At 57.2% G+C, this 20,287-nt stretch carries 18 protein-coding genes; 15 read left to right on the top strand and 3 right to left on the bottom strand.

The annotated features are described in order from the left end of the window. Positions 1-6: 6 nt before the first annotated feature. The 6 genes from GNF76_RS05215 to GNF76_RS05190 all read left to right on the top strand — a co-directional run bounded on the left by GNF76_RS05215 (position 7) and on the right by GNF76_RS05190 (position 7,963). The gene (locus GNF76_RS05215; RefSeq protein ID WP_155582106.1) at positions 7-1,041 is read left to right on the top strand and encodes an aromatic ring-hydroxylating oxygenase subunit alpha; all 1,035 of its coding nucleotides are present in this window, start codon (positions 7-9) and stop codon (positions 1,039-1,041) included. Beyond that, on the top strand, positions 1,038-1,463 hold the full coding sequence (locus GNF76_RS05210; protein WP_155582105.1) for a RidA family protein: 426 nt from the start codon (positions 1,038-1,040) through the stop codon (positions 1,461-1,463). The genes GNF76_RS05215 and GNF76_RS05210 overlap by 4 nt, the downstream gene beginning before the upstream one ends. Before the next feature lie 3 nt (positions 1,464-1,466). Beyond that, complete coding sequence (locus GNF76_RS05205) at positions 1,467-2,426, top strand: PDR/VanB family oxidoreductase (RefSeq protein ID WP_155582104.1); 960 nt, start codon at positions 1,467-1,469, stop codon at positions 2,424-2,426. A 488-nt stretch (positions 2,427-2,914) separates the two neighbouring features. Further along, positions 2,915-4,144 carry a hypothetical protein gene (locus tag GNF76_RS05200; protein ID WP_155582103.1) on the top strand — a complete coding sequence of 410 codons (1,230 nt, stop codon included), beginning with the start codon at positions 2,915-2,917 and terminating at the stop codon, positions 4,142-4,144. A gap of 482 nt (positions 4,145-4,626) precedes the next feature. Continuing rightward, a complete protein-coding gene (locus GNF76_RS05195) occupies positions 4,627-6,198 on the top strand; it encodes a sensor domain-containing diguanylate cyclase (RefSeq protein ID WP_155582102.1) in 1,572 nt (523 codons plus the stop codon). Positions 6,199-6,736: 538 nt separating this feature from the next. After that, entirely contained in the window at positions 6,737-7,963 is a 1,227-nt protein-coding gene (locus tag GNF76_RS05190; protein WP_155582101.1) for an MFS transporter, read from the top strand. Positions 7,964-8,062: 99 nt separating this feature from the next. Here GNF76_RS05190 and GNF76_RS05185 read toward each other — a convergent pair whose 3' ends face one another. The 3 genes from GNF76_RS05185 to GNF76_RS05175 all read right to left on the bottom strand — a co-directional run bounded on the left by GNF76_RS05185 (position 8,063) and on the right by GNF76_RS05175 (position 12,098). Continuing rightward, positions 8,063-9,112, bottom strand: a complete 1,050-nt coding sequence (locus GNF76_RS05185) for a DUF2931 family protein (RefSeq protein ID WP_178123186.1) — start codon at positions 9,110-9,112, stop codon at positions 8,063-8,065. Between the two features lie 294 nt (positions 9,113-9,406). Continuing rightward, the gene (locus GNF76_RS05180; RefSeq protein WP_155582099.1) at positions 9,407-11,821 is read right to left on the bottom strand and encodes a DUF3772 domain-containing protein; all 2,415 of its coding nucleotides are present in this window, start codon (positions 11,819-11,821) and stop codon (positions 9,407-9,409) included. A gap of 127 nt (positions 11,822-11,948) precedes the next feature. After that, positions 11,949-12,098, bottom strand: coding sequence for a hypothetical protein (locus tag GNF76_RS05175; protein WP_155582098.1), 150 nt, complete (start codon positions 12,096-12,098; stop codon positions 11,949-11,951). Positions 12,099-12,299: 201 nt separating this feature from the next. On the opposite strand from GNF76_RS05175, the gene GNF76_RS05170 reads away from it, so the two are divergent. The 9 genes from GNF76_RS05170 to GNF76_RS05130 all read left to right on the top strand — a co-directional run bounded on the left by GNF76_RS05170 (position 12,300) and on the right by GNF76_RS05130 (position 20,280). Next, entirely contained in the window at positions 12,300-12,524 is a 225-nt protein-coding gene (locus GNF76_RS05170; protein ID WP_155582097.1) for a hypothetical protein, read from the top strand. A gap of 98 nt (positions 12,525-12,622) precedes the next feature. After that, a complete protein-coding gene (locus GNF76_RS05165; protein ID WP_155582096.1) occupies positions 12,623-13,750 on the top strand; it encodes a hypothetical protein in 1,128 nt (375 codons plus the stop codon). Continuing rightward, positions 13,747-14,895: a peptidase M16 family protein gene (locus GNF76_RS05160; RefSeq protein WP_155582095.1), complete on the top strand. Its 1,149-nt coding sequence runs from the start codon at positions 13,747-13,749 to the stop codon at positions 14,893-14,895. Before GNF76_RS05165 ends, GNF76_RS05160 begins: the two co-directional genes overlap by 4 nt. Positions 14,896-14,918: 23 nt before the next feature. Continuing rightward, positions 14,919-15,854 (top strand): ATP-binding cassette domain-containing protein, encoded by a 936-nt coding sequence (locus GNF76_RS05155; protein WP_178123185.1) that lies wholly within the window; start codon positions 14,919-14,921, stop codon positions 15,852-15,854. Then, on the top strand, positions 15,854-16,630 hold the full coding sequence (locus GNF76_RS05150; protein WP_155582093.1) for an ABC-2 family transporter protein: 777 nt from the start codon (positions 15,854-15,856) through the stop codon (positions 16,628-16,630). The genes GNF76_RS05155 and GNF76_RS05150 overlap by 1 nt, the downstream gene beginning before the upstream one ends. After that, complete coding sequence (locus tag GNF76_RS05145; protein WP_155582092.1) at positions 16,620-17,417, top strand: hypothetical protein; 798 nt, start codon at positions 16,620-16,622, stop codon at positions 17,415-17,417. Before GNF76_RS05150 ends, GNF76_RS05145 begins: the two co-directional genes overlap by 11 nt. A 2-nt stretch (positions 17,418-17,419) precedes the next feature. Next, entirely contained in the window at positions 17,420-18,346 is a 927-nt protein-coding gene (locus GNF76_RS05140; protein WP_155582091.1) for a hypothetical protein, read from the top strand. Between the two features lies 1 nt (position 18,347). Continuing rightward, entirely contained in the window at positions 18,348-19,631 is a 1,284-nt protein-coding gene (locus tag GNF76_RS05135) for a PEP/pyruvate-binding domain-containing protein (RefSeq protein WP_155582090.1), read from the top strand. After that, positions 19,624-20,280, top strand: coding sequence for a S8/S53 family peptidase (locus tag GNF76_RS05130; RefSeq protein ID WP_155582089.1), 657 nt, complete (start codon positions 19,624-19,626; stop codon positions 20,278-20,280). Before GNF76_RS05135 ends, GNF76_RS05130 begins: the two co-directional genes overlap by 8 nt. The last annotated feature ends 7 nt before the right edge of the window (positions 20,281-20,287 follow it).

Raw genomic sequence — 20,287 nt, 5'->3', positions numbered from 1 at the left:
ATAAAAATGAACGCGCACTTGACCGTCGACCCTGCTGAACACCTTCTCGCCACTGGTTTGAAAAACCTTTGGTTCCCCGTACTGCCCAGCGATCAACTGGGAGAAAAACCGCTTTCGATTCGTCGCCTGGGCTACAAGATTGCCCTGTGGCGTGACAACGATGGCAGCGTCCACGCGCTGGAAGACCATTGCCCTCACCGTGGTGCTCCACTATCCCAGGGACCGGTGCTGGGCGACCGCTTGCAGTGCCCCTATCACGGCGTTGAAGTGCGCTGCGACGGCACGGTCACCAAAGTCCCGGGCAGCCCTGGCTGCAAGCTTGAGGGCAGCCGGCCGACGCGGATGTTCCACACCCGTGAAGCCGCAGGGGCGATTTTTCTCTACAACGCCGCCGAGCCCCACGTGGAGCAACCGCCAGAACTGATCCTGCCCGAGCAACTGACCTCCCCCGAGTGGAGCAGCTTCATCTGCTACACCGAGTGGAAAGGCGATTACCGTTACGTGATCGACAACGTCATGGACCCGATGCACGGCACCTACCTGCACAAAATGTCCCACTCGATGAGCGAAGGCGAAGCCACCGCCAAGTTCGTCACCCGTGACACCGACCAGGGTTTTTTCTTCGAGAAGGAAGGCCAGCGCGGGGTGAACTTCGACTGGACCGAGTTCATGGACAACGGCTGCCATTGGCTGCGCCTGGAAATCCCCTACCCGAAGACCGGCGGCCCAGGCGGCAACTTCACCATCATCGGCAGCTACACCCCCAGCAGTCGCTCCCTGGCCGCCGTGTTCCACTGGCGCTGCCGCCCACTGACCGGCTGGCAGCGTGACACCTGGCGCTTCCTCTACAAAAACCGCCTGGAGGCGCGCCACTGGGCAGTGCTGGAGCAAGACCGGGTGCTGCTGGAGTTCATGGAGCCAGACGCCAATCAGCGCGAAAACCTCTACCAGCATGACCTGGGCGTGGTGCGGCTGCGCCGGTATTTGAAGAACGCGGCCAAGGCGCAGTTGGAGCTGATCGACGCGAAGCAGTTGTCATGAGCCACACCGTGCAGCAGGTACAGGCCGACGCCGTACGTGAGCCGGCCAATGCCACGTGGTCCAACGCGTTGCTGATTGGCAACGAGGTGGTGATGTCCGGCATGACCGCCCACCCGGCCACGCAACAGGATCCGGCGCTGGACTGTTACGCCCAGACCCTGATCGTGCTGGGCAAAATCCGCGCGTTGGTCGAGGCTGCCGGCGGACACGTAGGCACGATCTACCGGCTCACGGTGTACCTCACTGACATTGGCGACAAAGACCAGGTCGGCCGGGCCCGGCGCGATTTTTTCGCCGGGCAGGCGCTGTTGCCGACGTCCACGCTGGTGGAGGTCAGTGGCCTGGTGTTCCCTACATTGCGGGTCGAAATCGAGGCCGCAGCCCGGCTGGATATTGACCTGCGTACTGCCCCAAAGAGGTGAACGATGTCCAAACCCTCCCTGCTCACCGCGCGCGTCCAGGCGCTGCGCTATGAAGCCGAAGGCATCATCAGCGTTGAATTGCGGCCCTTGGGCGACACGGTGTTCGCCCCGTTCGAGGCCGGCTCGCACATCGACCTGCACTTGGCCAATGGCCTGGTGCGCAGTTACTCCCTGCTCAACTCGCCCCGCGACCAGGGGCGCTATGTCATTGGCGTGCTGCGTGATCGCAACAGCCGTGGCGGCTCGGAGTACGTCCACAGCCAGTTGCGGGTCGGCATGCAACTGTCGATCTCGGCGCCGCGCAACAATTTCGCCCTGGACCTGAACGCCAGCCACAGCGTGCTGGTAGCCGGCGGCATCGGGATCACGCCGATCTACTGCATGTTTCACCAGTTGCTGGCGTTGGGAAAATCCGCCGAATTGATCTACTGCGCCCGCTCCCGCCAGGAAGCGGCGCTGGTGGAAGATCTGGGCGGCCTCAACGCGAGGGTGACTTACCACTTCAATGACGAAAAAGGTACGTTCCCCGACCTGGCCATCTACCTTGCCGGCCAGCCCAAGGACACGCATTTTTACTGCTGCGGTCCGACGCCTATGCTCGATGCCTTCGAAAGCACCTGCGAGGGGTTGGGTTACCCTCATGCCCATATCGAGCGCTTTGCGGCCGCCGAACTGCCGCCGTCGCAAGACGCACAGCATGGCTACAGCGTCGAGCTGAAAAAGTCGGGCAAGACGCTGTCGGTCGAACCGGGCTTGAGTTTGCTGGATGCCTTGCTGCAAGTCGGTTGCGACATTGACTACAGCTGTCGCGAAGGGGTCTGTGGTTCCTGCGAGACCCGCGTGCTGGAAGGTGACATCGACCATCGCGACGGGGTGCTGACCAAGGCCGAGCGCGCGACAAATCGGTCGATGATGGTCTGCGTCTCTGGTTGCAAGAGCCAGCGGCTGGTGCTTGACCTCTGACACACATCACACGTGATGTTCCCTGTAGCCGCTGTCGAGGTACGAGGCTGCGATAAGGGCCGCAGGACCTTCGGCGGTTTCAAGACCTTGCGACTGCTGCGCAGCCGATCGCAGGCTGCGCCAGCGGCTACAGGGAGTTGGGTGGTTTCAAGTGCCTCACTAATACCCAACCCCGCACTGACACTGTGCAAACCGGTGACGCCATAGAGGCTGCGTTTCACGGGTAATACAGAAAAATCCGTTTCCCATATAAACAACTGTTTTTAAAAGAATATTTATATAAAAACGACACTTGCAGTGACTGGCACACTTCCTGCTCTACCCCTTGAGAGTTCATAGGCCATACGGCGTATCACACTCGAAACAATAAAAATAACCAGCGCTTAAATACGGCAAGACCTCACCTGCAATTTTTTATTGCCCTATCAGGCAAGCGGGAAAGTGTTGCCAAAAAACAAGCCGTGATCAACTTCACAGGTGGGAACAAGATGAAAAACCAGGTCGTCTGCGTGGGATTAATGTGTATCAGCTGTGCCAGTTTTGCGGTGGAGCCAGTCCCGTCCGAACCCGTGCGTACCAATGCCGCCAATAAACCCTTTCCGCACATTGCCTGGAGCAGCGACGACGGCCAGAGCAGCCTGGATATCGGTGGCGCCTTGCGCACCAACTACCGTGACGAGCACTGGGACACCACCGAGAACAATGGCCGGTTCTTGTTCGACACCTTCCGTCTCGACGTGCAGGCCACTTACAAAAACCTCTACAGCGACATCGGCTACTGGTTCCAGGACGATGGCAAACGCTCCATCGATCGCGGCTTCGTGGCTTATCGGCTGAACGAGAACTCCAACCTGCAACTGGGCGCGCCCTTCAAACCGTTTGGCCTTGAACCCTACCCACAATTTGGCTGGAGCTACCACATCCCGTTTTTCATGGGCTATGGCTCCAGCGCAGGCTCTGGCCTCAAATACAGCTACAAGGACCAGAACTGGGACGTGCAACTGGCCTACTTCCCACGCATGTTGCCCACAGGCATTCGCTACTCACCGGAAGTCGGACGCTACGCAGACCTCGACAACAACGCCATCGCCTTTACCCAATCAGGCCAGGACAACGAAAAGCACAACCAACTCAACGCCCGGGTGGCCCGTCGCTTCAGCAGCGGCGACTGGAAGACCGAAATCGGCGCTTCGTTGGCCACCGCCCAGCTGTACAACGCCACCACCAAGGATGACGGTGATTACTGGGCCGGCGGGCTCCACGCAATCATCAATAACGGCGCCTGGACCGTCACCACCCAGGGCATTCGCTACGAGTACGACCCGAAAAACCCTGCCGGCGTCAGCAAAGACTCGGTGCTCATGGGCGGCAACGGCCTGACCCCGGCCTACCTCATTGCCTCCAAAGCGACCATTGCTTCGTTGAATATCAGCTACGACATCAACACACCGAAACTCGGCCAGTTGAAGAAGATCAAGCTCTACAACGACTACAGCCGGTTGATGAAAGACAAAAACGGCTGGGACGACTCACAGATGTACACCGTCGGCGCGCAATTCCTGGCAATGCCGATCATGGCCTGGGTCGATTTTACCTGGGCCAAAAATGCCAACCCCTATGGTGGCGCGGAAAACGGTAGCGGCTTTACCAATACCCATTCGGTGGGCAGTAACGAGTGGTATTACCGCACCAACGTGAACATTGGGTATTACTTCTAGCGCTGGCGAAGTCCGGAGTCGTGACCGACGGCTGCTGCACCGGGTTGGGACCAGTGATGCTCGGCGAGGCTGCGATAGCGGCGGGTCAGGCAACATCAGTGTTGGCTGTGCCGACGTCATCGCAGCCTCGCTAAAGCTCGACAACTCCCACAGTTGATCTTCGCGGCCTTGAGCTGAGGGTTTGCTTAATGGCGCTGTGATGGCATCGGTCTTCTGCCAGGTGTAGCCCGCGGAGTAGCTCGTCTGATTGTCAGTAGACGGCGGTTAGGAAACACCGACAAGTGCGTATCCTGCCCAGCTATGCCCTGCAGAACATGTCGTTGTATGCTTTCCTACTCACACAACACCTGATTCGGCAGGCTGTGCAGATCTTCTTGCGCTATACCATCGAAGAGGCGCGAAAGTACTTTCCCGATTAAGCCCTCTCTCGAACGATCAAAAGGCCGCACGTGCTACAAGTGCCCGCCATAGAAGGACACCCGATGCTCGGACGCAAACAGCCAACGCCCAGGGACGACAACGCCACGGCCCCCTGCCCCGGGAAGGTTGTGCGGGCGGGAGCTACCTTTCGACTCACCGTGAGCTTCATGCTGGTAGTCGTGATTGCGTTCATCAGCGTTGAGGGGTGGCGGACATGGCGCGACTATCGCGCAGCCTTCGACTCTGCCCGTGACTCCGTGACCAACCTGGCGCGTGCAACGGCCCAGCATGCCGAAGACGCCATCCGGCAAGTCGATGTGCTGACCGTAGCCCTCAGCGAACGGGTGCAGAGCGATGGATTGCAAGGCATCAATGTTCCTCGCATCCACGAGTTGCTGGTCCAGCAAACCCAAATCATGCCGCAGCTTCATGGGCTGTTTATCTACGGCCCTGACGGTCAATGGGTGGTGACGGACAAGAGCGTAACCCCGGATACCGCGAACAATGCCGACCGCGATTATTTCCAGTACCACCGCACCCACGATGATCGAAATTTACACATCGGCGAAGTTGTCAGAAGCCGATCCACCGACGAACTCATCATTCCCATCTCTCGCCGATTGAACAACCCTGATGGTTCCTTCGCCGGCGTTCTGCTGGGGACGATCAAGCTCAGTTACTTCGTGGACTACTACGGTGATTTCAAGATAGATGACAAGGGTTCCCTGGTCTTGGCCATGCGCAACGGCACCATCCTGGTGCGGCGCCCTTTCATCGCATCCGTGGTCGGTAAAAGCCTGGCGGACAGCGAGATCTTCAAAAGCTACCTGCCGGTTTCCAACTCAGGCGTCGCCGAGGTCAAAGCGATCATCGACGACACCGACCGGCTTTACGGTTATCGAGCACTGACGACCTATCCCCTCGTCGTAGAGGCCGGGCTTTCCCGTGAGTCCATCATCGCCCCCTGGCTCCATGACCTCTGGAAAACCGGGTTTGTGCTGGTGTTTTTGATTGCCGTGCTCGCGGTATTCGGGCTGATCGTCTTGAGCCAGCTACGTCAAAGAATGTTGGCGGAAAAAGCCTTACGTCACGCCCATCAGGCCATGCAAGATATGGCGATGACAGACAGCCTGACCGGGTTGGGCAATCGCCGACGGCTGGACGCCGTGCTGATTGAAGAAATTCGTCTGGCCAGGCGCCAGGGATCATTCCTCGCGTTGATCATGCTCGATGTCGACTACTTCAAACGCTACAACGACACCTATGGACACGCCGCTGGCGATGAGTGCTTGAGCGCAGTGGGCCAGGCAATTGCACGCGCGATCAAACGACCCGGGGACTTGGCTGTCCGGTACGGCGGAGAAGAATTTACGGTGCTGTTGCCCAATACCAACAATGCGGGGGCAACGCGGGTTGCCAACGACATTCTGGACGCCATTCGAGCACTGAAAATCGAGCATGCCGAACATCCGCTCGGGTACGTCACTGCCAGTGCCGGTATCACTGCAAGCCATCCTGCCAGTGAACAGGTCACCCCTGGTGACTTGCTGAAATCGGCTGACGAGATGCTCTACCTGGCCAAGCAAAAGGGTCGCAATGGCTGGTGCTCCACTGAAGTGGTTGTTCACAAATGATCGATGACGGCGACAGTACGGAAACCAATATGGCTGGTTCCCATTGTCAATCGCCCCGGGTTTTGCAGGCATCCCTATACCTTAAAAGTCATTGCCTTATTCCCGAGCCCAAAGGCCCCTTTAAGACCCATCCCTGTCAAGGTCTTTGAAAAATCAGCCAAATACGGTTGAAATACCCAGCTTCGGGCAGTGAAGATCAACTGTGGGAGTTGTCGAGCCCCAGCGAGGCTGCGATAGCGTCGGCACTGCCAGCATTGATGTTGGCGGACCCACCGCAATCGCAGCCTCGCTGGGGCTCGACAGCTCCCACAGGGGGTTCACTTCGACGGTTAGATTGTGATCCCCGGCCTGATGCGACTGGTTTTTCAAAGACCTTGAAAGGGCTGCCTTTAAGGCCGCTTAAGCGTGTCGCATTGATTGCACTGATGATGACTATCAAACCGACCGACCTGTTTAATTGCCAACACTGATTCATATAATCGCCTCCAAATTCTCTCCCGGCCTGGCTTCAGGCTGCATTCATCCGGAACCCAACACCATGCCAAGCGCCAGCCAGGCCCCTAGCGGTCTTCCCGAACATAATCAACAGAGCGTCAAACAGCAGTGGCTGGCGATTCTCTCGGTCGCCGTGGGCGCCTTTGCCCTGGTGACCAGCGAGTTTCTCCCGGTGGGCGTACTCAACGATGTCGCCAGCGACCTCGGCATCAGTGCCGGCCACGCCGGTCTGATGGTGACCCTGCCCGGCATAATGGCCGCCCTCGCCGCTCCCTTGCTGTCTGTCAGCATTGGTGCCATGGACCGTCGTTACCTGCTGATCGGCCTGACGCTGATCATGATCATCGCCAACTCAGTCGTGGCCTACGCCACCGACTTTAGCCTGCTGCTGTTCGGCCGCGTGCTACTGGGCATCAGTATCGGCGGTTTCTGGGCGACGGCCATCGCCCTCAGCGGCCGACTGGCCCCCAAGGGCGTGGGCGTTGCCCAGGCCACCTCGATCATCATGGTCGGTGTGACCTTGGCCACCGTACTGGGCGTGCCCGTAGGCACTTGGCTTAGTGGCCTGATGGGCTGGCGCATGACCTTCCTGGTAACCGCACTGGTGGGCGTACCGGTGTTACTGGCGCAGATCTTCCTGCTACCGCGACTCAACCCGGAAAAAGCGATTCGCATCAGTGACCTGCCGGCCTTGTTTATCAATCCGCAAGCGCGGGTCGGATTGATCGCTGTATTGCTGATTGGCCTGGCGCACTTTGCCGCCTACACCTATGTCGCGCCCTTCTTCAAACACAGTTCCGGCTTCGACGGGCCAACCATTGGCTCACTGTTGCTGCTCTATGGCGTGGCTGGAGTCATGGGTAATATTTTTGCCGGTTTCGCCGCCAACCGCAGCGTACGTCACACCCTGTTGCTGGTCGCACTGTTGATCGGCACCAGCACCGCCCTGTTCCCCTACTTCGCCACCGGCATGACCGGCGCTGCGATGCTGATCGCACTCTGGGGCTTCGCCTTCGGCGCCTTCCCGGCTTGCGCGAGTATTTGGATGTTTGTCGTGGCACCCAAGGATGTCGAACGCGGCATGCCGTTATTCGTCGCCTTGTTCCAGGTGATTATTGCCCTGGGCTCGTTCTTCGGCGGGCGGATCGTCGATCAACTGGGCAGCTCGGTGCTGCTGAGTCTGGCCACGGCCCTGGTGGGCTGCGGTTTTGTGACCGTGCTGGTGCTGGGACGTAACGTCAGTAATAGCCTGGCGGCCCAACCCGGCTGACCAGAGCGATGTAGACAGCTAATCGTTAAGGTTCGAGCCCGTTAACACAACACGGGCGGCGAACCCAGGCATCGTTGATCTGTCGCATGCGCTGGGAGATCACTCTATTTTACGAGACAGTCTGACTTTAGCCTTCCCCACTGGGAACTCCTGCTCGCCCGACCTTAACGACAAAGAAAGCCTGGTATTGTCCGCATTAATCTTCACCACCAAGTCTATATTTTTTTCTTTGCCGAGCTTCTGAAAAAGATCAAAGATTTCTTTTTCGTCAAAAGCGTCAATCCATACGCCATATCTGTTGTTTTTATCCCGCCAATAGAAGCCACAGAATTTTGGAATGGCCCTTTTTTCATACTGATTATCCAGTAGACTTTTTCCGAAAAGATTTTCCTGCTCACCGTTGTAGGCACTGAATCCAAAATCTATCCATTGCCCACCTTCCTGCAAAACAACGACGGGCCTCCAGCTATATTTATCCCTGTATGTGTTATAGATGCCTGCCGAAGGATAACCTTGTGTTTCTATTTTCTTCCTGACATCCGGGTTGAATGTCTTATAGGATGGATCGTTCAGCATTCGGTCTGCATAGCCGTCTTTAAACATGTACCTTGCATTGTCGTAGGCGCCGTCCTTTGTCAGGACTGTCACCGGCGCCTTAAAAACCCCCACTTCTTTTTGGTTTCCCGCGCCACTCATCCAGAGCACCACCCTACCCTCTGGAGCCAACCCCACGACAAACGTATTATAGGTATCTTTTTTATGGGTATCTTGATCGATAAAACCCTCATCAAAGAGACTCTTTATCCTCTCTTTGTCCAAGTCCCATTTCCCCGTATAAAACTTTCTCTCCACCAGGGAGTACCACGTAAACTCCAATTGATAGGGGACTCCTTTCCTTTCAACCCCCGTGGTCATAGTACCGCCCTGACTCCCCCACCCGGTATTCTGCGTGCCCCAGATCGCATCAAAGCCGTAGGTAAAATCTTCAGCTATTATGGCGCCACTGTAGACTTCCACAGGATATTCCTGCGGTGCAGACACCGTTCCCGACCAGCTATATGCGTCAGGCATATTCTTACTCTTGCAACCCACCAAAGAAAAACAAAACAGAACATAAACAATCACAGCTATCGGACTTTTTACTTTCACGTACCGCCACCTGCTTATTGTTTTATCGAACAACAAACACCAACTAACTCTATAAAAACCTGCACTATTTTTTGATCAAACCTAGTCATCAGTAAAGCGCCATGCTTCACACATCACTGAATGTAGTGCTGAGCTCTATTTTTGTCTAGTCATCTGCTGTCAATCATAAGTGGCCCGCCTACAATAGAAAGTCTTTCGCTAAACGGATGGGTAGATCCCTGATGTCTACGTAAATATGACTGACCGAATTTTGCGCCATCGAAAACTTCATTGTTCATGTCTCCTTCGCGGTACTCAAGGCTGCGCCGATGGGTTCGGCGTCGAGGGACTTCCCTCTCCCGGAATCAACACCAGGCTTTGGGGTGAAGACAAGGTAATACCCATTTCCTGAAGACGGGCCAGCAGGATGAATAGCAAGTCGCTGCGGGTCCCGGACACCGAGCGCGGGCTGTTGACGTAGCCGCTGACACCAATGATCAGACCGTCCCTGGCCAGGTCTTTGAACGTGACTGAAGGTGCGGGGGTGTCGAGAATCGACTCGTGCTCGGTAAACGAGTGCATGAGCAGTTCGCGAACTTTCACTACATCGGTGTCCAGCGGCAACGTAAGGGTGATGCCCACCACACCGAGCGCGTTGCCCATGGTGACGTTGCGCACGTTTTGCGAGATGAACTGCGAGTTCGGCACGATCACCGTCGAGCGGTCGGACATCTGGATCTCGGTCGCCCGTACGTTGATCCGGCGAATATCGCCCTCTACCCCTCCCAGACTGACCCAATCGCCAACCTTCACGGGTCGTTCGGTCAGCAGGATCAGCCCGGAGATGAAGTTCTGCACAATGGCCTGCAGGCCGAAGCCGATACCCACCGACAAGGCGCTGACCACCCAGGTCAGGCTGGTCAGGTTGATCTGCAGGGTGGACATCACCAACAGACTCAGCAGCACAAACCCGAGGTAACCCACCAGGGTCACCAGGGATGCACGCATGCCGGCGTCCATGTTGGTTTCCGGCAGCAGCCTCTCGCTCAGCCAGCGCTTCAGGGTGCGCACAGCGAACAACCCGACGACGAACATCAGCAGCGCAACGAGGATGTCCTGGGGAATGATGTGCAGGTTGCCCAGCGTCTTGCTGGTTTCTCCCAGTTGGCTGAACCCCTGGAGCAACTCGCTGGGGCTGGAGCCCGCAGGAAGGAAGGCCGCCATCACCGCGGTGAGCAGCAGCAATGTACGGCCGACGCCAGCCAGCACGGTGCAGGCCTGGGCCTGGTGCCGGGGTGACAGCCCCAGTGCGTTGGCCAGTGCCAGGCCGCTGGGCTGCTTGGGCGAGAGCAGGGTTTCGCAGACGTCGCCGAAAAAGGCAATCAGCAGATAGGCCGTCGCCGCCACGACACCGACCCACAGCAGCTTGACGGTAAGAAAGTAGGCCAGGGACAGATACCCCGTGAACAACGCGAGGACAATCAAGGCCACCCACACCGCTGTAACAAAGGGCAATATGCCGGTGAACCCACCCGGACGACCCAGGTCGAGTTTTTTGCGCACGTAGCGCAAACGCAGTAACGCGGCAATGAAGATCAGCGCCGTGGTCAGTGCCGTCAGGCCATTGAGCGCAACGGTCAACGCCAGGCTGGTGCCGGTGACACTGTTGATCCGCTCCTCGGTGGCCACCAGCATCAGCGCCACCGCCAGAATCGCCGGGAATGGCCCCAGGGCACTGGCGATCTCATCGGCAACGGCCGCCAACCGCCAGGACGGTCGCGGCAGCATCAGCAAGGCGCGCCCAAGGCCGGCAATAAACGCGCAGAACGTGGCCAGGGTGACCAGGTGCTCGGAGAGCCGGGCCAGGTTTTCGCTCAAGACGGCATTGCTTTCCAACCCCCAGCGCATCAGTGAGACGGCCCCCATGATCGTCAGGATCGACGATAACGCCACCGCCACCGCCAGGGTGCTGCGCCGCAGGCGCCCCTCCGGCAGCCAGCGGATCATCGCCCAGGTGAGCAGACGCTCAAGCAGTCGCCGACCGAAACTCCAGATCAGCACGGCCGCCAGCAGCGTGCTGAAGAACGCCCAGCGGCGCTCGGGGCTGACGGCACTCTTCAAAGCGACGATACCCTCGGTCTTCAGGTTGTCCAGGCGCTGCAGGTCTTCAGCGGTGGGGCGGATCAGGGTCGACCAGAACGTGGGGCTAAAGGGGGTATCGGTACGTGAAGTGACCTGGGAATTAAACAGATTGCGCCGCAAGCTGACGATCTGCGCGGCGAGCTCACGGCCCGTCTGACTGAGCTGTTTTGCCTGACGCTCATCGTCAAGCAGGCGGTTCTTTTTCTGAGTCAGGGCATCCCGTTGAGCGGTGAGGCTCTGCGCTTCCCCGGGCTGGGCCGCGCCCACTACCTTCAACTGATCATCAAGGCGCTCCATGTCGGTTGCGCGTACCGTGAGCAGCATCTCGGCCTGTTGCTGTACCTGGAGTGCGCCCTGTCGGAACTCCGCCAGCCTCTCGTCACTGGTACTGATGGGGACACTCTGGCGAATCAGCTCAAGCTGCTGGCTGAGCTGCTTCAGGTCGGCGTCTTCCGGCAACAGCGGTAAACTGTCGACGACCTCGACCGGCACCGTTGTTGCGGGCGCATCTGCCCATGCCGCCAAGCTGATAGCCATCACCATGGCCAGCATGGCCTGGCAGATGACGTTTCTATACATTCGCCGCATCAAGTCGTCCCTTTCAGTCTTTTACCATCGGACTATGGACCGTAGTGGGAGAACGGAAATTCCGTGCTCAACGCAAAAGAACGGGGGCTTGGTGCAAAATTACACCACGCAGAACCAGCGCCTGCGCTTACCGATACCCCGAGAAGATGAGCGTTTTGGTTCGGCTTGCTGTTTTTGAATCGACGACAATGGATGAACGGAAAATACCCGCGCGCCCCGCCCAGCCGCGCACGCTATTTTGGTAAAGCGCCACCCGCCAGAACAGGGCATTAAGCATTGCCCCTCCATGGCGTCATATAAAATCACTCCCGATGCAACGAAAGCGTCACCCCTCTGCAACAACCGAAACCGACAATGCCAACGCCTTCTGCCGAACTAAAACGCGCGCAGCAAGGTTGTAAATGCAGTATTGCGGCGACTAGCAAACCCTCAGTAGCCGCGAGTTCAACTACCGCAATTACCTACTGGAGTTCATTGTATGAATGGAATTAACACACCCGACTTTACCTCCCTGTCTGACGCTCAACTGGCCGATCTGAAAAGCCTGACCGTTAACGCTCAAGGCACTCATATGGTCTACATGGATCAGGTGGATGACGAACTGGAGGCCTTGGCCGATGTACTGGTAGGCGCTTATGAACCGGTGCAGGACGCTGAAGCAGGCAACACGCCGGCCACCGTCAGCATGGCGCAGGCGCAGTAAAGGTTGATCGTCGTATTGACGTAGTACAGCACCAGAGACAGGCGTGAATGTCTCTGGTGCTTGAGTGATTGAGTGTTACGGCCCAAGTCAGGTTTTACATGGACAGTAAAAAAGCCCATCCGCTAACGATTGTGCCTGGCGTGCGACAAGATAAAGTTGAATACCTGAAGTCGGCCGCGCAGGCAGCACCGCTATTTCTCGTCGATTATGAGGATGATCTTGGCCTACCCAAGGGAACAGCCTTTGGCGCGGCGCATCTGCATCCGTTCTCCATGGGCGATGAGCCGTTTGACGGGTTTATGGTCACCCGATTGGTTCCCAGGGACATCAACCTGCTGGTCGAGTACTGGACGTTGGCCACCGGCCAGGAACAGAACAATAAAACCCGGCGCATCTACCAGGGGGCACTGAATGATTGCCTTCATGCTCACGAACCGCTGTCTGTCGACAGTTTGGGTGCCCCTCACATCCAATCATTCGCGCCCCTGACGCACGGTCAGTTTTTATCGGGGCCTTTCATCCAGTCCTTGCAGCCATTTCTGTCGGGGGCCTTGTTGACCCTGAAAAACCACTCGAACTCAAAATTCGCCGGGCTCTGCATGGGCAGCGATGGCGCAGCTTACCTGGTGGTCCACTCTGGCGTTTCCAATCTCAATCGGGCACTGGATTACTGCGTCCGGACCATTATTGGTCGCGAACAAACAGCGCACCGTATCGAACATGAGCCCGTGAACGCCCTAGCGTACCTGACGATCCATCTGGATCCCGATACCGTGGCCTATGGCAAGGTCGCGCAGCTCTATGACATCGCCCGTCGCTTTGCCTGGCTCAATCGCCTGGCCATCTCCCACAGCATCGTGGACTTTTATCAAACACGCTTTGACGCCACGCTCATGCCCCTCGTGCAGTTTCATAAAGAACATGCCTGCGTCGAGCAAAGAGCCGAAGGCGGTTTTTGGCATTACAACAGTTTAAATAGGCTGGGCCAGCAGGAGCGTTTCGGGTTTATCACCGGAGACACACTGCCGTCCTGTCTTTTCGAAGCCGGTGATGCGCTGAAAATGCTCGAATTTTATCAACATCGCCTGGATCTCGAGTGCGACCACAAGGTCATTCAATCCTCGGCATGCCACGGCCGGCGTGGCATCGATGTCCTGCATGAACTCGGCTGTATACACAACCCGATCAGCCTGACGCAATTGACTCGCACAAGGACATTGTTGTGAAAGAACACAGCCTGCAATTGGCCAACGGTGTGACATTGAGCGTCCGCCAATTGGCGTCAGCAACCCTGGCGTCCATCAATGTCTGGATCGCGTTTGACCGCAGTGGCCCAGCCAGTCAAGACATCGGGCTGGCCCACCTGGTGGAACACCTCATCAGTCGCCGGTTACGCAGCACTTTCGGTGATACTTATCAGGCCATACTCGGGGCCACGACCGACGAGGCGTTATGCTTTTTTGGCAGGATGCCGGTTGAAGTTTTACCGCATTACATGGGCGCGCTGATTGACGCCCTACAGGGTATTAGTGCCCCCGAAAACGCTGCAGAGCTTGCGCCGCTGATGGCAGTGGAAACCCGTATTATCGAGCGCGAGCTCGAACGGCAGGCCCAAGGCACCTTCAGCGCCCTGGATGCCAAGCTGGGGATTCGTGCAGGCCATGACATCTGGCGCGGAGATGTGCAGACGCTGTGCGTCTTTGCAGAGGGGCTTCTCTGCGGCGCCCGGGTATACGCCGAACTGCTGTCCGGCCTGGAAGTGGGCCGTGCACTGGATTTGCTGGCACCGCTTTCGGCCCTTCCCCCCGGCAAAAAACCATCGCACGAGCCACCCTCGCCCATTGCTCAACCGGCTCGCTGCCTAGATGAAGCCACCGCCACCATCGGCCTAAGATTTCCTGTCACCACCCACGGCGCACGGGAGTACGCGCTGATGCTCGGCGCCACCCAGTTCTTTTGCTCAAGCAGGCCCGAATCCCTGGCATCGCGTCTGCGCGGCGAAGGGCTGAGTTATCACCTGGACCGGCGCTTCTTTCTCACCGGCGGCGTGGGCGAGCACGTGCTATACGTCAAGTCGGCAGCAACCGGGCTGGCCAGGCTGGACACCCTCCTCAGCGAATACTTTTCAACAGGTTCAGCCTCCACACACAGCCTATCGACGGCATTGGCGACATCCAGCCTGTATCAAAAACTCAGCGTCGAAAATATCGGCGTACTGGCCTCCAGGTCAGGCAAGCACTACCTCAATTATGGGGCGATCCCGTCACTGGACGAGATGATCAATGGCATTGATCGTTATAGCGTGAGCGATTTTCAAGCAGCGTTGTATCAGAACTACTTTGATCAATCCTTTGTCGAGTTAGCCTCGTGATTTCGCTGAGCGCGGTGTCGCGAGTGATCGAGACAAAACAGCACAGCGGCTCGCTCATCAAGGATCTGTTTCGCCCCAGCCGGAAAACTATCACGGCGCTTGATGACGTCTCACTGGAGATTGGCGCCGGGGAAAAAATCGGCATCATCGGCCACAATGGCAGCGGCAAATCAACACTGCTCAAAGTGATCTGCGGGGTCATGGCCACAACTACCGGACAGGTGCAAGTGATGGGGTTTGCCCCCCACGCCGAGCGCAAGCAACTGATGCGACACACCGGGGTACTCTTCTCGCAAAAGAGTTATCTGTATCCGAATATGAGTCTGCACGACTGCCTGGGGCTCTACGCCGCCGCCAGGGGCTTGAGCAACACCGAATACACCCACAGTTTTGCTGAGCTGGACAGGTACCTGAACATCAGTGGCTTCATGGCCCAACAGGTCAGGACCTTGTCCTTTGGCCAGCGTATGCGCGGGGAGATGTTCTGCGCGCTGATCCACCGCCCCCGGCTGGTCATTCTGGATGAGCCCACCATCGGCCTTGATGCCGAGACCAAGCTGCGCTTCAAGACCCTGTTTGGCCACCACGGCCTGATGGCGGACAAGACTCTGCTGCTGGTTTCTCACGAGCCCGACACCCTACTGAACCTGACTGATCGATGCCTGTCACTGGCACATGGGCGCCTGGCCGAATCCTTTCCCACGGCGCTGCTGAAAAACAAAACCCTGATTGAGTACCACATCGACTGCGTAAACCCGCCTGCGACCTGTCATCTCCCATGGTCGGACGCGGCGCGCTTTACCCAAGGACGACAGGGCGAACTCGAGGTGTCCTTCAACATCGGCGTCGATGAGTTGACCGTGCAGCAATGCCTGGCAGCCATCATGGCGGGTAACACTGTCAGGTCGATCAAACGCAGCGAATCCATTCTGATGCCGAGCACAGAGGCTGCCCGGTGATGTTCGCCCGCTACTTCACAGCCAAGATCAAGGTGTTGGTGCACTACCGAGTCTCACTGTTGCTTGAATTGCTCGCGACCGGCTCGTACCTGTTTATCAGCCTGGTGTTTTGGGAGGTGGTGTTTCTCAACGTGGACACGGTCGGTGGGCTCAGCAAGCCCGCCGTGTATTTCTACATCATCCTGATTGAGGTCTTCCACACCCTGTACAAGACGTTTTTCAGCAGCTTCTCGAAAACCTGGAGAACCATCATTGACGGTACCCTGGACAAGTACCTGATTCTTCCCCGCACGCCCTACTACACCTTGCTGTGTGAGGGAATAAACCCCATGGCCTTGAGCGGAGTCGTGCCCATCGGATTTCTGCTCGCCTACTGGGTCTGGGTCATGGGCGCCGACTTCGATGCACTGGCCTTAGGCGCGGGCATGGTCTTTGTCACCCTGGGGGTTTTTATTTTCAGCCTTATCCAGTTCACCTTCAGTGCTTTTGCGTTCTGGGTGGGCCGTTCGGCGGTCCTCGACGAGCTGTCGGACAAGTTGACGGCGGTGCAGAGCGTTCCCCACGTCGTGCTGCCCAACCTCATCAAGTATGCCCTGGCGGTGATCCTGCCTTTCGCCCTGGGTCCAACCAATGCCGCACTGTTTTATCAAGATGCCGATATTCAGTCATTGGGTTGGGCGGCGTTGACGTTAACCAGCTCACTGACCTTGTGGTTAAGCCTTGCCTGGTGGATCTGGACCCGGGGACTAAACAGGTATGTCAGTTATGGCGGGTAATCTCAAGATTTACTGGCGGGTGTTTGGGCAACTCTTACGGTTACACGTTAACGAGTTTTCGACCTTTCGCTTCGATACGTTCACCAAGTTGGTGGGCTACCCGCTACAACTGGGCATGATGGTGGCGCTTTGGGCCCTGCTCAAGCAGCAAGGGGCCGCCATCGACGAACACTACCTCTACGCGTATTACGCACTGATTTACATCCTCGCCAATCAATATCCGTTTATGCGCCTGGCCATCCACCTGCAACAGGTGATTACCAACGGCAACCATCTGAAATACATACTCAGTGGTGTGGGCATGATCGAGGACCACCTGGCCGAATTTCTGGTCAAGGTCTGCTGGTACAACCTGCTGAGCATTCCGATCGCGCTGGTGTTTGTTCACGCCTTTACCGGCACGCCCTTCGAGGCCAGTAAAATCGCAGGATTTTATCTCACCGCCTTGATCGGGGGCGTGGTGGTGTTTCTCATCTGGCTGCTGGTGGCAATAGCCACCTTCTGGCTGGTGATCAATCGTGGGTTAGTGTCGCTGGTCTTTGCCCTGCAAGCCTTGTTCACCGGGACCTTGGTGCCCCTTAGCATGCTGCCTGAGGGTCTGGCGATGGTCTCACGGTATACGCCGTTCTTTTACGCCTTGTATGCGCCCGTGGACTACTACCTGAACCCTGCCAGCCACCTGCTGGACGTGCTTGTCCCGCAAGTGGCATGGGTGCTCGCGCTGTTTGTGCTCTGTCGGGCGCTGTACAACAAGGGTATTCACGAAACCCACGCGGCGATGGTTTAGGCATGAGTTACTACTACCGCTCGAACGATTTGGCCGTCACGGACTTCGACACGTTCTACGTGGGGACCTGCCAGGTGCAACTTGACTTGTACCGAGAAGGTATCAAGTACTTCTACACCCACGAACTGGGCATTGATAAGTCCGAGGTGAGCCAAACCAACAACATTATCAGCGTACCCCATGTCCATCTTGGCGATGGTCAAGCCTTGGCGCAGCGCTTGATCAGCCGTCGCTACCCCGAGCGCCTGAACGTGCTCAACGCAAGGGTTGCGTTGAGTGTTTCACGCCTGTCCAGAAGCATTCACGACGCCTGTGACCCACACCTCTACACCACCTACAGGCGTGCGCGGGCAGCCCTCATCGAACTGATGGCTAGCAGCAACTTTGCCAAGACCTACATTGACACCACCGGCAGCCAGCTGTTGCGTCTGACCGCAGAGGCCACGCTGGCGCCTCAGGAACGGGAGGTTGTCTTGGGGCAACCCGGTGTCATGCCCTTTCTCAAATGGTTGGAAGGTGGTGCGCTCAAGGTAAGGGACAGTCATTGGTCCACGGACCACTACATGAGGTTTGCCTATTTTCTTCAATACTCGGACTTGTCCGAATACTTGCTTTCGCTGGAAAAAATGGACGGCTTCATCCAATCCATTTGCAATAACCCCGCGTTGAATAAGCTGCCGTACCGCGGCTATCGACATCAAGAAGCCCTGCGCAGGGCTGAGGTCAAGCGGCTAAGGAATCGCTGCTTGATAACCAGCAGCGAACCGCCCTTGCTGCAGTTGTTGTTAACGGCCATCGATATGGAAGAGGTCAGGCATTATTGGCAAGCCCGCGCGATCAAGGAGTTCGGCCTACTCATGATCAAATACGGCTTGCCCATCCAACACACCAGCTTGCATGAACTGGATGAGCTGTTAAAAGGACTTTGAGATGAATAGCGCAGCCTTTACCGGCAAAGACGGCGGCCTGAAATACCTGCAAACCCTGGGTATCGACGTCCCACCGTTTATCCTGGTCGATCACGCGTTGCACCGACAGTTTTGCGAACTGAACGCCATCGAACAGCTCCTCGACGATGAGCTGAGCCCACTCGATGCTCATGCCCGGATCATTCAGCATTTTGGTGAGGTGGCAGCCATCGTACCGGTCAGCGTTCATCGATTGTACGAACAACTGGTGGAACACTTCGGCGCCCTTTCCAGCGTCGGTATCACCCGCTCCTCTTCCCGTTTCGAGGATGCTGCCAAATGCTCGTATGCGGGGATCTTCTCCAGCGTGAGCTTTGATTTGCACACTTATGAGAGCTTCGTAAAGTCGTTGATCGCCGTGTGGCTTTCGCCGTTTAAAGACCACGTCCAGGCATACACAAGCGCCCTGGGCACGCCCAAAAAACCTCGGGACTTTATCGGTACCATGGGCGCTATCATCCAGCCCTACCTATTAGCGGATCGCTCTGGCGTCGTATTTTCGCGCTCGGTGTGCGGCGCGGCGCGTGCCACCTGTTATGCCAACTACGGCGCAGGAGAAACCCTCAATACCCTGGGCGTTCACCAGTGCGAGCTGGTGGAACACCAGGAGACGTTTCATGTTGTCCGGCATGCCAAACACCGGCTGGTGTTATGGCCTCACAAAGCATCGCGCTTAGCGCTGGGCCAAGGCATTGCTTCAGCACTGGGTGAGTTGGTGGTCGTAGGCAGGTATAAATCTCACCTTTCAAAAACCCGACTGCCGTTGTCCAAAGCCTTCCTGCCATGTGTCGGTCGATCATTGAGACGCCAGTTGTATACCGTCACACATCAGCTCATTGAGCACCTGGGGCACCGGGACTTCGAGTTTGAGTGGGTGGCCCAAGCCGATCGGCTTTTTTTGGTGCAACTGCGCGCGATCACCGCACTGGACGCCTCAGCGTTCACCGTACCCAACGATATGGAAGCCATTGTCGCAGGCAAGCTACAGGGGCCAATACATTGCTGGAACGAGCGGCAAAAGGTTCCCGACAACGCCATCGTGGCCGTGCGTAACCTAGAGTATTCAATGATCGCCTTTCTCAGGAACATCAAGGGCATCCTGACGCTTTCCGGTTCACCACACTCTCACATCGCCATTGTGTGCCGGGAGGCCGGTATTCCCGTCTACAAGATTTCTGCTCAGCAGTTTGAGCGGCTGCAGCGCCAGCCCTCGCGCTTTTGTGATGGAGCTTGGGTGTTTGATTAAGGTTGCCATTGTCGACACGGTGCTGAGCACCTCACAGGCGGCGTGCCTGAACCTGCAACAGGTTGAAAATCATCACCCTCACCTGCCTGGTCTTGCGCAGTCCAACCATGGTGCTTTGGTGGTTTCCCTGTTCAATCGCCAGGTCAAGGTTGCACATGCGCTCAGCTATTACGGTTTGCTCTGCTCCCAAGGCACAACCAACGGCAAGGACTTCTACTACCTGCTGTGCCGGTTGGCCAGGCAGCGGTTCGACGTGATCAACCTGAGTTTTTCAATGGCGCACACCTCGGCCTGCGATGTCATCGCCGAATTGATCAAGGACATGCAGGAGGCCGGTACTGTTGTCGTTACCTCGGCCTACAATGAGCGACACTTGGGAATCGGCTTTCCTGCCAGTTGCGCACACACCATCGGCGTCACCGAACAAGAAGGCGGCGACGGTAGAGCGCTGAAGGTCGTGGACGAAGAGATGAAACTGATCGCCCTCAAACCGCAGGCTCACCGGATTGAACTTGAGGGAATACCGGTGCACGTGTGCGGTAACAGCTACAGCGCACCACTCATTTCGGCATTGATTGCCAATCACCTGGGTGACACCCAAGGCGCCGGGACGACGCGTGCCGTGTGGGATTTTCTGACCCGCAAATGACCGTGCG

Origin of the sequence: Pseudomonas spelaei (assembly GCF_009724245.1) — a bacterium.
Classification (GTDB): domain Bacteria; phylum Pseudomonadota; class Gammaproteobacteria; order Pseudomonadales; family Pseudomonadaceae; genus Aquipseudomonas; species Aquipseudomonas spelaei.
The sequence above is the reverse complement of the archived record's forward strand: the minus strand, read 5'-3'. Positions and strand labels throughout refer to the sequence as shown.

Bases quoted from the DNA above. Each gene is read 5' to 3' on its own strand.
- GNF76_RS05170 (WP_155582097.1), top strand. From the start codon at position 12,300: ATGAATGGAATTAACACACCCGACTTTACCTCCCTGTCTGACGCTCAA.
- GNF76_RS05140 (WP_155582091.1), top strand. From the start codon at position 17,420: ATGAGTTACTACTACCGCTCGAACGATTTGGCCGTCACGGACTTCGAC.
- GNF76_RS05205 (WP_155582104.1), top strand. From the start codon at position 1,467: ATGTCCAAACCCTCCCTGCTCACCGCGCGCGTCCAGGCGCTGCGCTAT.
- GNF76_RS05210 (WP_155582105.1), top strand. From the start codon at position 1,038: ATGAGCCACACCGTGCAGCAGGTACAGGCCGACGCCGTACGTGAGCCG.
- GNF76_RS05180 (WP_155582099.1), bottom strand. From the start codon at position 11,821: ATGCGGCGAATGTATAGAAACGTCATCTGCCAGGCCATGCTGGCCATG.
- GNF76_RS05145 (WP_155582092.1), top strand. From the start codon at position 16,620: ATGGCGGGTAATCTCAAGATTTACTGGCGGGTGTTTGGGCAACTCTTA.
- GNF76_RS05195 (WP_155582102.1), top strand. From the start codon at position 4,627: ATGCTCGGACGCAAACAGCCAACGCCCAGGGACGACAACGCCACGGCC.
- GNF76_RS05200 (WP_155582103.1), top strand. From the start codon at position 2,915: ATGAAAAACCAGGTCGTCTGCGTGGGATTAATGTGTATCAGCTGTGCC.
- GNF76_RS05175 (WP_155582098.1), bottom strand. From the start codon at position 12,098: ATGCTTAATGCCCTGTTCTGGCGGGTGGCGCTTTACCAAAATAGCGTG.
- GNF76_RS05190 (WP_155582101.1), top strand. From the start codon at position 6,737: ATGCCAAGCGCCAGCCAGGCCCCTAGCGGTCTTCCCGAACATAATCAA.
- GNF76_RS05165 (WP_155582096.1), top strand. From the start codon at position 12,623: ATGGACAGTAAAAAAGCCCATCCGCTAACGATTGTGCCTGGCGTGCGA.
- GNF76_RS05150 (WP_155582093.1), top strand. From the start codon at position 15,854: ATGTTCGCCCGCTACTTCACAGCCAAGATCAAGGTGTTGGTGCACTAC.
- GNF76_RS05135 (WP_155582090.1), top strand. From the start codon at position 18,348: ATGAATAGCGCAGCCTTTACCGGCAAAGACGGCGGCCTGAAATACCTG.
- GNF76_RS05215 (WP_155582106.1), top strand. From the start codon at position 7: ATGAACGCGCACTTGACCGTCGACCCTGCTGAACACCTTCTCGCCACT.